This is a genomic window from Rhodococcus sp. 05-339-2 (genome assembly GCF_002258965.1).
Classification (GTDB): domain Bacteria; phylum Actinomycetota; class Actinomycetes; order Mycobacteriales; family Mycobacteriaceae; genus Rhodococcoides.
In genome coordinates, this window is sequence record NZ_NOYW01000014.1 from 208,524 (window position 1) to 223,278 (window position 14,755).

Sequence of the window (14,755 nt, forward strand, 5' to 3'; positions counted from 1 at the left end):
TACGAGGCGAAGACTCGCGCCTGATTACTCCTGTCCGCCCACTTCATAGCGTTGTGGGCATGACAACAACACTCCCCCCGGTCGCCCGGGCATTCCAGGTCAGCAAGTATTTCGGTGACTCGTCCAACCCGGTCAGCGCCCTCGACAACGTCTCTCTCGACATTCACGGCGGCCAGTTCACCGCCATCATGGGACCGTCCGGTTCCGGCAAGTCGACTCTGATGCATGTGATGGCGGGCTTGGACAACGCCAGCACCGGGCATCTGATGTTGGCCGGTGCCGACATCACCGACGCGAACGACGACGCACTGACGACGTTGCGCCGCACGCAGGTCGGGTTCATCTTCCAGTCGTTCAATCTCGTTCCCACCCTCGATGTTCGGGGCAACATCCTGCTGCCGTTCGAGCTCGACGGCCGCGCCCCCACCGCCGAGGAGGCGGCATGGACAGAGCAGCTCATCGACACTCTGGGATTGCGAGGGCGAGTGAACCACCGCCCGCATCAGCTCTCGGGTGGACAGCAGCAGCGCGTCGCGATCGCCCGCGCACTCGGTACGCGGCCGCACCTCATCTTCGCCGACGAACCCACCGGCAACCTCGATTCCCGAACCGGCCGTGAGGTTCTCGGCCTACTCGCCGCAGCGGTGCGCGAGTACGGTCAGTCGATCGTCATGGTCACCCACGACCCCATCGCGGCCAGCTACGCCGATCGCATCGTCTTCCTCGCCGACGGCCGCATCGCCGACGAACTGCCACGGTCGACGCCGGAGCAGATCTCGAGCTACATGCTGGGAATGGAGCACGCATCATGAACGGTGTGACTTCTGCTCGGGCGTCGAAGGAGCACGGCGCCAGTCTTCTGGTGACGTCGCTGGCGTCGTTCTTCGGTGTGGTGTTGATTCAGGCGACGGCGTTCCTGGTCGACATCTTCGGGGACATGGAAGGTGCCGCCGTCACCGCGCTCTACAGCGTGGCGCTGGTGTTCATCGGTCTCGCGCTGTATGTCGCGGCGGTGGTCACCTCGAACACGTTCGCAACGATCGTCGCGGGACGCACGCGCACCATTGCTCTTCTGCGACTCCTGGGTGCCCCGGCCCGTGACCTGCGTCGATCGGTGGCCAGGGAAGGCTTCCTCGTCGGATTGTTCGGCGGTGCGGTCGGTTCGGTTCTCGGAGTCGGTGCCAGCCATCTGGCCCGTGCGGTCGCCGTCTCGGCCGGTCAGCTGCCCGATGTGGAGTACACGTCCGTTCAACCGCTGGTGATCCTGCCGGTGGTCATCGTGGTACTGACGACGACCCTCGCGTCGTATGTCGGGTCACGAAAGGTGCTGGAGGTGACACCTGTTCAGGCGACCGGCGGTGCCGTCGACACGGGAGTGGAGGCTCCGCGGTCGCGCCGTATCAGGACGGCACTGTCGATCGTGCTGATCGCAGGCGGAGTGGCGCTGCTGGGGCTGGGGATCCTGGTCGGGATGGTGAACCCGGCCGGTGTTCTGGTGGCGTTCCTCGGCGGTGTTGCGTCGTTCACCGGAATCATGGTCGGTGCCTATCGAATACTGCCCGCGACGCTGAGGCTTGTCGGGAGACTGTTCGGCCGGGGGCCCGCGGCAAGATTGGCTGCGGCCAACGCAGTTCGCTACCCTGATCGCAGTACCCGTACCGCTGTGGGACTGCTGATCGGCGTGACGCTGGTGACCACGTTCGCCGTCGCGATGTACAGCTACCGGTCGATGCTCGTCGACGAATACGACGAGGCCTCCGTCGACCAGGTACTCACCGTGACGGTGGGAATCATGACCGGACTGATCGGGTTCTCGGCTGTGATCGCGGCAGTCGGGATGGTGAACAATCTGCTGCTGAGCATTCTGCAGCGCACCCGAGAGATCGGTCTGCTGCGGGCACTCGGATTCACCCGCAAGCAGATTCGGACGATGATCGTCTCGGAGAGCAGTCAGATGGTGGTCGCGTCGATGGGCTTCGGTCTGATTCTCGGCATCGGTTACGGCTGGGCCGCAGCACAATCGCTGCTGGGCTCGCTGGATTCGCGTGGACTCACCGCCCCCACTCTGCCGTGGGTCGTCATCGCCGGAACCGTGCTGTGCGGTGGACTCCTCGCCCTCGGTGCGTCACTGACTCCGGCGCGACGTGCCAATCAGATCTCACCGGTGCTTGCATTGGCGGACGTCTGACCTCGAGGTCTGTACCGCTCGGCGATTGCCAGGGCCCGGCGGTACAGACCATCGCGCCGTCCGACGCCTCTGCTCAGGCTTCGCTGTCGAGTTGCGCCATCTGCGCCTCGGCGTAGCGCTCGCCCGCTACCGCATCTTTCGGGACGGTACTCTCGATCCGCGCCACCTCCTCGGAGGTCAACGAGATCTCCGATGCAGCAACGGTTTCCGCCAAACGCTCGACGGTTCGTGCGCCGACGACGGGCACGATGTCGTCACCCCGAGAGAGGACCCAGGCAATGGCCAGTTGCGCGACCGAGACGTTGCGCTCCTCCGCGATCTCGGCCAGCAACTCCACGAGTTCGCGATTCCTCGTCAGGTTCTCCCCTTGGAATCGGGGGCTGTGCGCACGGAAGTCGTTGTCGGCCAACACAGTGGACGTGCGGAACGTGTCGCTCAGCAACCCACGTGAAAGCACGCCGTACGCGGTGGTACCGACACCGAGCTCGCGGGCCGTGTCGAGAATGTCGTCCTCGATTCCACGCGAGACGATGGAGTATTCGATCTGCAGGTCGCTGATCGGGTGTACCGCCGCGGCACGACGCAGCGTCGCACTCCCGATCTCGGACAAGCCGATGTGTCGCACGTATCCCGCGTCCACCATCTCGGCTATGGCACCGACGGTGTCTTCGATCGGCACCTGCGGATCCAGTCGGGCGGGTCGGTAGATGTCGATGTGATCGACGCCGAGCCGTGCGAGTGTGTAGCCCAGCGCGCTCTTGACGGCGTTCGGCCTGCCGTCGAATCCGAGCCAGCTTCCGTCGGGTCCACGTAGTGCCCCGAACTTCACCGACAGCACGACCTCGTCGCGGTTGCGCTCGCTCAGTGCCCGACCGATGAGCATCTCGTTGTGGCCGGCACCGTAGAAGTCGCCTGTGTCGACCAGGTCGACGCCGGCGTCGAGCGCAGCGTGGATGGTGCGGATCGATTCGCCGTCGCTGGAATCGCCGTATGCGCCGGACATACCCATGGCACCGAGACCGATGCGCGACACCGTGGGTCCGGTATTTCCCAATCGTGTTCTGTTCATGCCGTCCACTGTGTGCTCTGTGGCGATTGTCGCGCCAGAGAGCGGTTGTCAGGGGACTGCCCGTCCCTGGTTCGGCTCGACGATTCGGTGAACACTGAGCGAGTGGAACGTGACGAACTGGCCGACTTTCTCCGACGACGACGGGCGCTGCTGACGCCCGAGGACGTCGGTGTGTCACCCGGACCGCGCCGCCGCACGCCGGGGCTGCGCCGCGACGAAGTGGCACTGCTGGCCGGGATGTCCACCGATTACTACACCCGCCTCGAACAGCGTCGTGGGCCGCATCCGTCCACGCAGATTCTCGGTTCGCTCGCCCGCGCGCTGAGATTGGACGACGACGAGCGCGACCATCTCTACATCCTCGCCGGCCAGGCACCGCCCACCCGTGTCGGCGCGGACAAGCACGTCGGGCCCGGCCTGATGCACCTGCTGACCAAGCTCGACGACACGCCGGCCTGCGTCGTGACAGACCTCGGCGAGATCCTGGCGCACAACGCGATGTACCTCGCGCTGGCCGAGGACCCGCGCACGTACACCGGGCTCGACAGGTACGTGGTGTGGCGGTGGTTCACCGATCCCGGCACGCGCCGCAACTTCGTTCGCGAGGACTGGGATCGGATGGGCCACAAACACGTAGCCGATCTCCGAGCAGTGTCGGCCAGGCGAGCGGGCGATCCCGAGGTCGCTGTACTGGTCGAGCGTCTACGCGCCGCCAGCTCCGAGTTCAAGACGATATGGAGCGAGCACCGAGTCGCATACAAGACGTCGGCGTCCAAACGCTTCGTGCATCCCGAACTCGGCGTGATCGCCGTTCACTGCGAGACCCTCGTGACCCAGAGAGAGGGCCAGCATCTCCTGGTCTATTCGCCGCAGCCGGGAACCGACGCCCGCGAGAAATTGAATCTGCTCGGGGTCATCGGTACTCAGCACCTGGGCGTCACTGCCTCCGAGTAGTCGAGGGCTCGTTCACACTCGACCCGCTAGAATGAGCGCGAACCGGGAATCGGAGTCGGACCACAGATGCTCGACGCCGAATCCCGCTGCAGCCAGTTCTTCGGTGATGCCGTCCGGTCGGAACTTCGCCGAGATCTCGGTGCGCAGTTCCTCGCCCGCCTCGAAATGCACGTGCAGATCGAGATCGGCGATATACACCTCCTGCGTCGATGTCGCCCGCAGTCGCATCTCGATCCACTCCTGCTCGGCGTTCCACAGCGCGACGTGCTCGAACGCATCGGGATCGAAAGTGCCACCCAGGCGAGAGTTGATCACCGACAGCACGTTTCGATTGAACTGCGCCGTCACCCCCGCCGCGTCGTCGTACGCCGGAACCAGTACGTCCGGGTCGATGACCAGTCCGACGCCGAGGAGCAGGTGCTCCCCTGGATCGAGCGCGCCTGCGATCGCCTTCAGAAAGTCCTCGCGCTCCTCGGGGATGAGGTTGCCCAGGGTGCCACCGAGAAACGCGATGGTGCGCGCGCCCCCGCCGGGCAGATTGTGCAGAGTATCGGTGAAGTCGCTGACGATGCCGTGCACCTCGAGAGCGGGAAACTCCTGGGCGATCTGCTCGATGGCTCCCTCGAGCGCTGTGACCGACACATCCTGCGGCACATAGGTGTTCAACGAACCGTGCTTGGCCCCTGCAGCGAGCAGGATCTTCGTCTTCTCCGACGAGCCCGACCCGAGCTCGATCAACATGGTGGATTCGGTCGCCTCGGCGATGTCGAGGGCATGCTCTTCGAGCAGGGCACGTTCGGTGCGGGTCGGAAAGTACTCGGGCAGCTCGGTGATCCGCTCGAACAGCTCGCTGCCCACGGCGTCGTAGAAGTATTTGGGCGAGAGCCACTTCGGCGTGGACGTCAACCCGTCTCGCACGTCCCTGCGCAATTCGTCCACCAGTGCCGTGTCGGCGAGGTGTACCTCGACAGTGCTCATGTGTGCTCCTCTTCGTCGAGACGGGAAACGGTGAACTCGGACGCCGTGGCAACGACGAGACTGCGGTCGTCGACGGGCGTCCAGTCGGAATTGTCGTCGGTGGGTTCGGACGCGATCGTGACGGCGTCACCGGAACTGCGGACGGACAGTGCGTGATGCACTGCGGTGGCGTACAAATTCTCCCCGTCGCCGAGGAGAAAGTTGAGCCTGGACCCCGGTGCGCGCGCCTCGATACGCCGAACCAATGCGGCAAGCGCTGCCGGCGGTTCGAGGGTTGCGAGCAACTGCCGCAGAACGATCCAGACTGCGGCCGCGTCGGTCGGAGCCGGCAACGTGAGTGCATCTTCGGGCGGCACCTCGGACCACAGGTCGGTCAGTGAGTGGGGCCAGCCGCGGACCACTCCGTTGTGACTGAATGCCCACCGGCCGTCGGTGAACGGTGCGCAGGCCGATCGCTCCACCGGCATTCCCACCGTTGCCGATCGCACGGCGGCGATCACCGACGTCGAATCGAGCTGCGGCAGAACATCGTCGACCGCGGGGTCGGTCCAGATCGGCATGGCGTTGCGGTAGCTGCGAACCGAACCGGCCTGCCACCATGCGACCCCGAAGCCGTCGGCATTGATGGTCCCCCCGCCGCGCATGTCGTCGGGGGCATACGACTGCACCCGCAAACTGTGATCGCCGCCGGTGAGCACTCCCCCGACCGACGTGAGAGGGCCGAGATACCCGAGATGTCGGCACATTCAGCTGGGCTCGACGTCGCGGGCCAACCGGAATCCGCTGAAGATCTGGCGTCGGATCGGGTGATCCCAGTTGCGGAACGTGCCCCGACATGCCACCTCGTCGGTGCCGAACGAGCCGCCGCGCAACACCTTGTAGTCGCCACGAAGAAACACCTCGGAGTACTCGGCGTACGGAAACGCCTCGAATCCGGGGTACGGCTCGAAATCCGAGGAAGTCCACTCCCATACGTCACCGATGAGGTGATGCACACCTGCCGAGGAGGCGCCGTCGGGATACGCGCCGACGTCCGCCGGTTCCAGATGCCGCTGATTCAGATTGGCATGTGCTGCAGTGGGTTCGGCATCGCCCCACGGGTACGCGTTACTGGTCCGAGTGTCGGCGTCGAAACGCGCGGCCTTCTCCCACTCGGCCTCCGTCGGCAGTCGCTTGCCTGCCCAGCGGGCGTAGGCGTCGGCCTCGAACCAGCACACGTGCACCACGGGCTGCTGTGGGCGAACCTTCTTGGACACCCCGAAACTGCGACGCCACCACGTTCCGTCGGAGTCGGACTCCCAGAACTGTGGCGCGGTCAGGTTCGCGTCGACGCGATGCTGCCAACCCTTCTCGGTCCACAGTTCGCGGCGTCGGTAACCGCCGTCGGCGATGAAGTCCATGAACTGCGCGTTGGTGATCGGTGCCCGGTCGATGGCGAAGGTGGGTACGTGCACCGAATGAGCCGGTCGCTCGTTGTCCAGTGCCCACGGGTCGAGCGAGGTCCCCATCGAGAACGGACCACCCGCGATGACGGCCTCACCCGACACCGGCACCACCGAGGCCGGTGGCGCAGGAGCCGTGAGAACCGCGGGCCCCGAACGCAATTGATGGGTCGCGAGCATGGTCTCGTCGTGCTGCTGTTCGTGCTGGGCGATCATGCCGAACGCGAAACCGTGCTTCTCGACCGGTCGACCCTCGAAAGTGCTGTGATCGAGCACATCCCAGGCCTTGTCGCGCACGGTCCGGACGTAGACGCGCGCCTCGTCCGGGGTGAGCAAGGGAAGCGACGTACGCGAAGACCGCGAGTGCTTGAACGCGTCGTACAGCTCGTCGATGTCCGGACGGACGGGATCGCGGCCACCGACGTCGCGTACGAGCCAGAGCTCCTCTTGACTGCCGATGTGCGCGAGATCCCACACCAGCGGGCTCATCAACGGCGAATGCTGCGCCATCAGTTCGGTCTCGTCCACACAGTCGGTGAGTGCGCCGCTGCGGGCACGACTGCGAGTGAGGACCGTTTCGATTCTGTTCCTGAGTTGTTCGGCGCTCACACCGATTCCTTTCGAGTCCGAAATTCCCGTGTCGCCGTGTCGAATTCACTGGGGGGCTCGCCCGCACCGCATCGGCGAGATGCCGCCGACAGCAACTCGGAGTACTCGCCGCCGACCTCCGCGGCGAGTTGGAGCAATTCGGTTGCCGCCGTGCGGAGGTCGTCGTCGGCCAACCCGAAGCGGGCCGCGTCGAGCCACCGTCCCGCCGTTCCGCCGCCGATCTCGGTGGCGCGAGCCACCAGTTCGGGTGTGGACAACAGCGCCTCGAACGCAGCGGCCGGAACCACCCACTGACCGTCCGGCTGCGCATCGAGATAGCGAATCTCGAAGTGCCCACAGGCGCGCACCTTCGGGAACAGGGTGGTCAGGTGATAATCGAGGTCACTGTAGGTCGGCGCGCGTCCGACGATGCCGGGATCGTCCATCCACTGAGCGAACGTGGTGCCGGTAGGCGCTTCCCAGTTCTGCGTGACGCCCTGGATGCAGAGCAATGGAACGTCGAGTGCCCAGCGTGCGTAGTCGGCAATCGGGTCACCGGTGTTCGGAGCCGCAGTTCTGCAGGAATCGGTTCTGCTGGAGTCGAGTTCGAGCCAGGTTCGCATCCGCTGCGATGCCCAGTCCCCGGCAGGTGCTCCGGCGAGTTCAGGAGAGCGGGCGAACGCGGACACGAAGGCAGGACCGATGACGTGGAGCATGTGCCAGCGCGCGGCGACCTCGGCGCGATCACGTCCGGCGTCGACGCTCACCTGAGCCGCAGCGGTGTTGCACATCATCAACTTCCCGAAGGGGCCGATGGTGGTGAACCGATTCTCCATCGCGCAGTACCGCGGGAGGACGAGGAGGCGTTCCGGTGCCCGAGCGGTATCGGCCGGAACGGACGCCATGTCGATGCCGGCATCACCGAGAATGTTCCGCAGCCGCCGAGCATCGGCGTCGAGCATCGGTGCGAGTCGAGAAACGGATACATAAGGCGAACTGGACAATTCGACCTGACCGCCGGGTTCGACGGTAACGATGCTTCCGCCCGGCAACGACAGGGCGGGTGATTCGGGATCGATACTGCGCGGGGAGTGAACACCGAGCGCATCGGCCAGAGCCGAGAGGGTCGGACGGGTTCCGTCGTCGAGGGCGGTGAGCCACTCGAGTTCGGCACCGACGAGTGCCGGTGGCCCCAGCTTGAAACACACCTTCGACACGTATGCCTCTGCTGCCGGGCGCGAGCTCAGCCCGAGAGACTTCTCGTTGGACGACACTCATTCCTTCTTTCCGCACTCAACACGTTCTCCGCTCGGAGAACGTACCCAGCTGCGAGGATCGAAAACGCCGCGATCCCTCGTCCGGTCGAGGCTACCGATTGTGGAACTCTGGTGCCCGAGAGTTCGCAACCGAAAGGACGACCGATGCTCGATCACGACCGCATTCGACGCGACACCCCAGGTGCGTCGGGCCGCGTGTTTCTCGACAGCGCCGGATCCTCGTTGCCCCCGACCGTCGTCCTCGACACCGCCATCGCGCATCTACGCCGCGAAGCGGAGGTCGGCGGCTACCGGGCCGCGAACGAACGACTCGACGACCTCGCCGCGGTCAAGACCTCGATTGCAACATTGATCGGCGCGCAGGCGTCGAGCATTGCACTGAGCGATTCCGCGACGCGGGCCTGGACGGACTTCTTCTACTCGGTGCCGCTCTCGGCCGGCGACCGAATCCTGCTATGCCAGGCCGAGTACGCCAGCAATGCCATCTCCGCCCTCCACCGCGCCGAAGTCACCGGAGCGACCGTCGAGGTCATGCCGAGCGACGCATCGGGACGCATCGACCTGGACGCACTGGAATCGATGCTCGACGACCGCGTGAAACTGATCTCGGTGGTGCACGCCCCCACGAACAGCGGCCTGATCAATCCCGCCCGTGCCGTGGCCGATCTCGCCCACCGGCACGGTGCACTGGTCCTGCTCGACGCCTGCCAGTCCATCGGGCAGCTCCGCCTGGACGTCGAGGAGTTGGGAGTCGACGCCCTCTCGGCCACCGGCCGCAAATGGTTACGCGGCCCACGCGGAACGGGCTTCCTCTACCTGCGTCCAGGATTGGCGTCGACGCTGCATCCGCCGGCCCTGGACCTGCACAGCGCAGAGTGGACCGATGGACGGACGTACCGGATGGCGGACGACGCCACGCGTTTCGAATTCTGGGAATGCGACGTCGCGGCCAGGCTCGCGCTCGGTGCGGCCGTCGACTACCTGCTCGAACTCGGTATCGACCGAGTCGAAGACGCCGTCGTCGAACGTGCCGACTACCTCCGCTCGGGGCTTCGGAAGGTCCCCGGCGTGACCGTGCGCGACCTCGGCGACCGTAACAGCGGCATCGTATCCTTCACCGTCGACGGCGAGGATCCCGTGGCAGTGCGTGACCGACTGGCCGAACGAAACGTGACGGTCACCGTCAGCCATCGCGGTTCCACGCGTCTGGACATGACGGGCCGGGGACTCGACGCCGTCGTGCGTGCATCCCCGCACTATTTCGTCGCGTTCGCCGAACTGGACACGATGCTCGCTGCGCTCGCAGGTGAGTGACACTTCGTAGCAGGGTCGGCAGGAGTGGAGCCGGCGGAACGACCCGTCGAACCGTCGCTCACATGGGTTCCGCGGAGGTAGGCAGCCACGCCGATTGCGGAGACCACGAGTCCGCCGAGCCCGAGCCAGGTGATCTCGTCGCCGAACATCAGCAAGGCCCACAGCATGGTCGTCGGCGGTGTCAGGTAGAGCAGCACGCTGGCGCGCGTCGGACCGTTGCGACGCACCACGAACAGGTACGCGCCGTATGCCCCGAAGGTGGAGAGCACCACCGTCCAGGCCACGGCGGCGACAAAGCCGGTCGTCATCGGCGGCGCGACATCCCCGGCCAGAGCACTCCACGTCATGAATCCGACTGCGCTGATGGAACATTGAATCGCCATCGCCAGCGCGATCGGCTCCTTCGGTGCCAGCAAGCGTTGGCCGATCGTGCCCACCGACAGTGCCAGCATTCCGGCAGCCGGTAGCAGGTAGACCGGCCAGAAGAGGTCGGCACCGGACAGGTCTCCGACCACCACCAGCGAGACACCCGCGATCCCGACGACGAGTCCCAGAATCTGCCGTCCTCCCACGCGTTCGCCGAAGATCCTGCTCGACGCCATCGCGACCACCAGTGGCTGCAACGCGGCGATCAAGGCGGCGACGCCGGGTGGCACGCCCATCCCGATGCCGGTGATGGTCGCACCGAGGTAGAGGAACTGGCAGAACAGGCCCAGGACGGCATGGATTCGGATGGCATGCCAGGTGGGGGTCAGTTTCCGGAACCGGCACCACGCGATCAGCAACGCCGCCGCGGCGAGATACCGCCAGGCCAGAAGCGTGTGGGCCGGCGCTTCGGCGGTTCCGAGCTCTGCTCCGATGAAGCCCGAACTCCACAGCACCACCAGTGCTGTACCTGCAATGACGTCGACTCTCGATCTCATGAAGCGATGTAAACATACAGGTCTGTATACTCGCAGTGCACCTGCCGCTCACCAGCGCTTTCGAAAGGCAACCATGCTCGACAAGCCGCTCACCCCCGCCGGAGAACGCATCCTGACCGTCGCCAGCGACCTGTTCTACGCCCGCGGGATTCGCGCCGTCGGAGTCGACCTCATCGCGGAGGAGGCCGGCACCACGAAGAAGACGCTGTACGACCGATTCGGCTCCAAGGACGGCCTGGTGCAGCGGTACCTCACCCGCCGATACGGCCTGTGGTGCGATCACGTGACCCGGTACGTCGAATCCCTCGAATCCGGCGACGCGCGCATCCTCGGGGTGTTCGACGCCCTCGATCTGTGGATGCGCGACAACCATCGCGGCTGCGGATTCGTCAACGCCTTCGCGGAGTTCGGCGGAACCGGCAGCCCGGTGCTCGCGATCATCGAGTCCGAGAAGGAATGGACGAGATCGTTGTTCGCGCGATTGGCCACCGAAGCCGGTTACCCCGATGCCGAGCAGCTCGGAACCCGACTGTCGGTCCTGCACGAGGGCGCGGTGGTGATGGGCACAGCGGGAGCTCGCGATGACGCAATCGTGGTCGCGCGGGGCATCGCGTTCGATCTGCTCGCTGCGCTCGCAGTGGTGCGGACAGGTGCCCCAGGGGGCGCATAACCAAGCCACTGCGCGGCATCGTGTATTGTTTCCCAGGTTGTCTCGGCGAGGGTAGATCCAGATTCACAGGATCCACCGTTATCGACGCGGCTCGGCCCCGTTGGCCGCGCTCGATCGTGTCCGCCCCGACGAGCTTGACCGCCCGACGAAGTACGCCGCACGAACCACAGTTATCAGGAGCACCTAGCACCATGGCATCGAAGACCAACAATCTCACCGCACTCGTCCGCACCGAATTCGGCAAGGGTGCCGCCCGCCGCACCCGTCGTGACGGCCTCGTTCCCGCCGTTCTGTACGGCCACGCCACCGACCCCCAGCACCTCGCGCTCGACGCTCGCGCGTTCGCAGCCGTGCTGCGTAACGACGGCACCAACGCCGTGCTGACCCTCGACATCGACGGCAAGTCGCAGCTGGCGCTGACCAAGTCGATCGTCGTCCACCCCATCCGTCGCAGCATCGAGCACGCCGACCTCCTCGTCCTGAAGAAGGGCGAGCGCGTCACCGTCGAGGTCAACATCATCGTCGAGGGCGACGCCGCACCGGGCACCCTGGTCACCACCGACTCGACCGCGGTCGAGATCGAGGCCGACGCACTGGAGATCCCGGAGAACTTCGTCGTCTCCGTCGAAGAGGCTCAGATCGGCACTCAGATCACCGCAGCCGACCTCGACCTTCCGTCCGGCGTCACGCTGGTGTCCGACGGCGAGACGCTGCTCGTGAACGTTGTCGAGGCTCCGTCCGAGGAAGACCTCGAGGCCGACGGCGAAGGCACCGAGCCCATCTCCGAAGAGGGCGAAGCCGAGACTCAGGAAGAAGCCGAGTCCTCGGACGAGGACAGCTCCGACGAGAGCTGATTCTCCACCTGCACGCTCGACGGCGCGCTGCTTCCCTCGGGAGCAGCGCGTCGTTCGTTTCGAAGGCCTGATGAGACAATGACGACCGTGAGTGTTGATCCCGCAGCGCCGGCCCTGATCGTCGGCCTCGGCAATCCCGGCCCGCAGTACGAAAAGACCCGTCACAACGTGGGATTCATGGTGGCCGACGCCCTGGCCGGACGCATCGGTTCCGCGTTCTCCTCGCACAAGAAGTCCAACTCCGACATCGTGCAGGCCCGTCTCGGCAGTCGCTCGGTGGTCATCGCCAAGCCGCGCACCTTCATGAATCTCTCGGGCCAACCAGTGGCTGCGTTGGCGCGCTTCTTCTCGATCGAACCTGCGAACATCGTCGTGGTGCACGACGAGTTGGACATCGACTTCGGTGCTCTACGACTCAAACTCGGCGGCGGCGAAGGCGGCCACAACGGCCTCCGCTCGATCTCGCAGCACCTGAGCACCAAGGACTATCTGCGGGTGCGCGTCGGCGTCGGGCGACCACCGGGACGGATGGATCCGGCGTCGTTCGTGCTCAAGCCGTTCTCCGCTGCCGAGCGCAAGGACCTCGGCGTCGTGGTCGAGGAAGCAGCCGACGCCGCCGAGCTCCTGCTCTCGGCCGGACTAGAGGCCGCACAGAACACGGTGCACCCGCGCTGATCCTCACACCCCTGTTCTGAGGTGCGCGCCTGTTCTCGCTTCCTGACGCACGCGCGCACCCCGCAAGAACGGCGTGAGGTCTCTGCAGGTTCAGTTCAGCAGCGACGCCGAATTCGCCCGCCGCAGTTTGCCGCTCGACGTCTTCGGGATGCTGCCCGGCCCCAACACCGCGACGGTTCGCGGCCGCACTCCGACCTCCGAATGCACGGCATGGATCACTTCACGTTCGATGCGCCTGACCTCGTCCGGCTTGTCGATGTCGTTGGTTTCCACAGCCACCGCGAAACTTTCGCGTTTGTCACCGGCATCGAGCCGAATGGCGACGGCGTTGCCCGGCCGCACACCGGCGACGGTGCCCGCGGCCCGTTCGATGTCGGTGGGATAGATGTTGCGGCCACCCATGATGATGACGTCCTTGATTCGCCCGCAGACGACCACCAGTTCGTCCTCGGTGATGTAGCCGACGTCGCCGGTGTCGAGCCAGCCGTCCGCGTCGAGCGTCGACACCGGGCCGTCGACGGTGATGTATCCGGGCGTGACGGCCTTGCCTCGCACCTCGATGATGCCGACGCCCCGTGCGGTGAGCACCTGCCCTTCCTTGTCCACGACACGGCCCTCCAACCCGGGAACGAATTTGCCGAGCGTTGCCAGCGAGCGGGTGTTACCGCGAGTGGACGGGACGGCACGACCGAGGGTCTCGAGCAGATCCGCGTCGACCACGTCGATCACCTGCCCCTGATCGGGGTTCGGAATCGACACTGCCAGAGTCGTTTCCGCCATTCCGTAGACCGGAGCCAGAGCGAGCGGGTTCAGCTTGTACGGGGCTCCGGCCTCGGCGAGCGCGATCATGGTGTCCGGATCGACCGGCTCGGCTCCGTTCCAGGCGTAGCGCAGAGTCGACAGGTCGAGGTCCGGGTCGTCCTCCGCCTGACCGAGCCGCCGCGCCAGCAGCGAGTAGGCGAAATTGGGTGCTGCCGTGACGGTTCCGCGGTACTTGTGAATCAGCTTGGCCCACAACAGCGGCGAGCGCAGGAAGTCCAGCGGAGTGATACTGACGACCTCGGCACCGACCTGCATGGGCACCGACAGGAAGCCCACCATGCCCATGTCGTGGAACAGCGGCAGCCAACTGACCATCACATCGGTTTCGACATCGAATTCGATGCGGTCGATCATCGCGTAGGCATTGACGTAGAAGTTCTCGTGCGTGATCCGTACGGCCTTCGGCGAACCGGTCGATCCGGAGGTGAGCTGCTGCAACGCGATATCGGACTCGGACGTGGGCACCGGATCGATGTCGCGACCGGTCTTCATGTCCTCGATCTTCAGCACGGTGATGCCGCGCTCCTCGAGCACGGGTGCGGCGATGTCGAACGGAGCCCCGAGGATCACGGCCTTGGCCTCGATCATCCGCACGACGGTCTCGGTGTCCTCACCCCAGACGGCGAGGTCGGTCCGCGGTGTCGGCTGATGCAGCATCGTCACCGATCCCCCGCGCATCCAGGTCGCCTGGCACGCCGGAGCGATGTCGACCGGCTGACCGGCCAGGATGCCGATCGCGTCTCCGTGTTCGACGCCTGCGTCGGCCAACGCACCGGCCATCCGACGCGCCTGCTCGTGGATTTCACCCCAGGACTGTCGCAATGCCTCGTCGGGCTCGCCGGTGATCAGACCGTGCTTGCTGGTGCTCGCGGTCTCGAACATCTCTTCGGTGAACTTGCTCAACGCGCGTCTCCTCGTGAGGGAATCCCGGCCCACCGTCCACAGTAGGCAGTCCCGCCCCGACCGAAGGGTGCAACAGGCCGCGTATCCTTGATTTCTGC

General features: G+C 65.5%; 14 protein-coding genes. 7 read left to right on the forward strand and 7 right to left on the reverse strand.

What is annotated here, in order from left to right:
• The first annotated feature begins 59 nt into the window (after positions 1-59).
• Both CH273_RS11805 and CH273_RS11810 read left to right on the forward strand, forming a co-directional pair.
• Complete coding sequence (locus tag CH273_RS11805) at positions 60-812, forward strand: ABC transporter ATP-binding protein (RefSeq protein ID WP_082322503.1); 753 nt, start codon at positions 60-62, stop codon at positions 810-812.
• A complete protein-coding gene (locus tag CH273_RS11810) occupies positions 809-2,188 on the forward strand; it encodes an ABC transporter permease (RefSeq protein ID WP_032395703.1) in 1,380 nt (459 codons plus the stop codon). The genes CH273_RS11805 and CH273_RS11810 overlap by 4 nt, the downstream gene beginning before the upstream one ends.
• A 73-nt stretch (positions 2,189-2,261) precedes the next feature.
• On the opposite strand, the gene CH273_RS11815 is transcribed toward CH273_RS11810, so the two are convergent.
• A complete protein-coding gene (locus tag CH273_RS11815) occupies positions 2,262-3,257 on the reverse strand; it encodes an aldo/keto reductase (protein ID WP_032396224.1) in 996 nt (331 codons plus the stop codon).
• A gap of 102 nt (positions 3,258-3,359) precedes the next feature.
• On the opposite strand from CH273_RS11815, the gene CH273_RS11820 reads away from it, so the two are divergent.
• Positions 3,360-4,211 (forward strand): helix-turn-helix transcriptional regulator, encoded by an 852-nt coding sequence (locus CH273_RS11820; RefSeq protein ID WP_032395704.1) that lies wholly within the window; start codon positions 3,360-3,362, stop codon positions 4,209-4,211.
• A gap of 12 nt (positions 4,212-4,223) precedes the next feature.
• On the opposite strand, the gene egtD is transcribed toward CH273_RS11820, so the two are convergent.
• From egtD to egtA, 4 genes are read right to left on the reverse strand one after another with little or no spacing between them, the layout of a single operon-like run.
• Positions 4,224-5,189: an L-histidine N(alpha)-methyltransferase gene (egtD, locus tag CH273_RS11825; RefSeq protein ID WP_032395705.1), complete on the reverse strand. Its 966-nt coding sequence runs from the start codon at positions 5,187-5,189 to the stop codon at positions 4,224-4,226.
• A complete protein-coding gene (egtC, locus tag CH273_RS11830) occupies positions 5,186-5,935 on the reverse strand; it encodes an ergothioneine biosynthesis protein EgtC (protein WP_032395706.1) in 750 nt (249 codons plus the stop codon). Before egtC ends, egtD begins: the two co-directional genes overlap by 4 nt.
• The gene (gene egtB, locus CH273_RS11835) at positions 5,936-7,240 is read right to left on the reverse strand and encodes an ergothioneine biosynthesis protein EgtB (RefSeq protein WP_179275460.1); all 1,305 of its coding nucleotides are present in this window, start codon (positions 7,238-7,240) and stop codon (positions 5,936-5,938) included.
• Positions 7,237-8,493: an ergothioneine biosynthesis glutamate--cysteine ligase EgtA gene (gene egtA / locus CH273_RS11840; RefSeq protein ID WP_032395708.1), complete on the reverse strand. Its 1,257-nt coding sequence runs from the start codon at positions 8,491-8,493 to the stop codon at positions 7,237-7,239. The genes egtB and egtA overlap by 4 nt, the downstream gene beginning before the upstream one ends.
• A 147-nt stretch (positions 8,494-8,640) precedes the next feature.
• Here egtA and CH273_RS11845 point away from each other — a divergent pair, with 147 nt between their 5' ends.
• Positions 8,641-9,810, forward strand: coding sequence for an aminotransferase class V-fold PLP-dependent enzyme (locus CH273_RS11845; protein WP_032395709.1), 1,170 nt, complete (start codon positions 8,641-8,643; stop codon positions 9,808-9,810).
• On the opposite strand, the gene CH273_RS11850 is transcribed toward CH273_RS11845, so the two are convergent.
• Positions 9,753-10,733 carry a DMT family transporter gene (locus CH273_RS11850; RefSeq protein ID WP_052049598.1) on the reverse strand — a complete coding sequence of 327 codons (981 nt, stop codon included), beginning with the start codon at positions 10,731-10,733 and terminating at the stop codon, positions 9,753-9,755. The genes CH273_RS11845 and CH273_RS11850 overlap by 58 nt on opposite strands.
• 73 nt (positions 10,734-10,806) lie before the next feature.
• Between CH273_RS11850 and CH273_RS11855 the strand changes: the two genes are divergently transcribed.
• From CH273_RS11855 to pth, 3 genes are all read left to right on the forward strand, one after another.
• On the forward strand, positions 10,807-11,403 hold the full coding sequence (locus tag CH273_RS11855) for a TetR/AcrR family transcriptional regulator (RefSeq protein ID WP_032395710.1): 597 nt from the start codon (positions 10,807-10,809) through the stop codon (positions 11,401-11,403).
• 191 nt (positions 11,404-11,594) lie between these two features.
• Positions 11,595-12,257 carry a 50S ribosomal protein L25/general stress protein Ctc gene (locus CH273_RS11860; RefSeq protein WP_032395711.1) on the forward strand — a complete coding sequence of 221 codons (663 nt, stop codon included), beginning with the start codon at positions 11,595-11,597 and terminating at the stop codon, positions 12,255-12,257.
• Between the two features lie 87 nt (positions 12,258-12,344).
• Positions 12,345-12,932, forward strand: coding sequence for an aminoacyl-tRNA hydrolase (gene pth / locus CH273_RS11865; protein ID WP_230596804.1), 588 nt, complete (start codon positions 12,345-12,347; stop codon positions 12,930-12,932).
• A gap of 90 nt (positions 12,933-13,022) precedes the next feature.
• On the opposite strand, the gene CH273_RS11870 is transcribed toward pth, so the two are convergent.
• Complete coding sequence (locus CH273_RS11870; protein ID WP_032395713.1) at positions 13,023-14,657, reverse strand: fatty acyl-AMP ligase; 1,635 nt, start codon at positions 14,655-14,657, stop codon at positions 13,023-13,025.
• Positions 14,658-14,755: the final 98 nt, after the last annotated feature.

Bases quoted from the DNA above. Each gene is read 5' to 3' on its own strand.
- egtC (WP_032395706.1), bottom strand. From the start codon at position 5,935: ATGTGCCGACATCTCGGGTATCTCGGCCCTCTCACGTCGGTCGGGGGA.
- CH273_RS11860 (WP_032395711.1), top strand. From the start codon at position 11,595: ATGGCATCGAAGACCAACAATCTCACCGCACTCGTCCGCACCGAATTC.
- CH273_RS11850 (WP_052049598.1), bottom strand. From the start codon at position 10,733: ATGAGATCGAGAGTCGACGTCATTGCAGGTACAGCACTGGTGGTGCTG.
- CH273_RS11855 (WP_032395710.1), top strand. From the start codon at position 10,807: ATGCTCGACAAGCCGCTCACCCCCGCCGGAGAACGCATCCTGACCGTC.
- egtD (WP_032395705.1), bottom strand. From the start codon at position 5,189: ATGAGCACTGTCGAGGTACACCTCGCCGACACGGCACTGGTGGACGAA.
- CH273_RS11810 (WP_032395703.1), top strand. From the start codon at position 809: ATGAACGGTGTGACTTCTGCTCGGGCGTCGAAGGAGCACGGCGCCAGT.
- CH273_RS11845 (WP_032395709.1), top strand. From the start codon at position 8,641: ATGCTCGATCACGACCGCATTCGACGCGACACCCCAGGTGCGTCGGGC.
- CH273_RS11805 (WP_082322503.1), top strand. From the start codon at position 60: ATGACAACAACACTCCCCCCGGTCGCCCGGGCATTCCAGGTCAGCAAG.
- CH273_RS11815 (WP_032396224.1), bottom strand. From the start codon at position 3,257: ATGAACAGAACACGATTGGGAAATACCGGACCCACGGTGTCGCGCATC.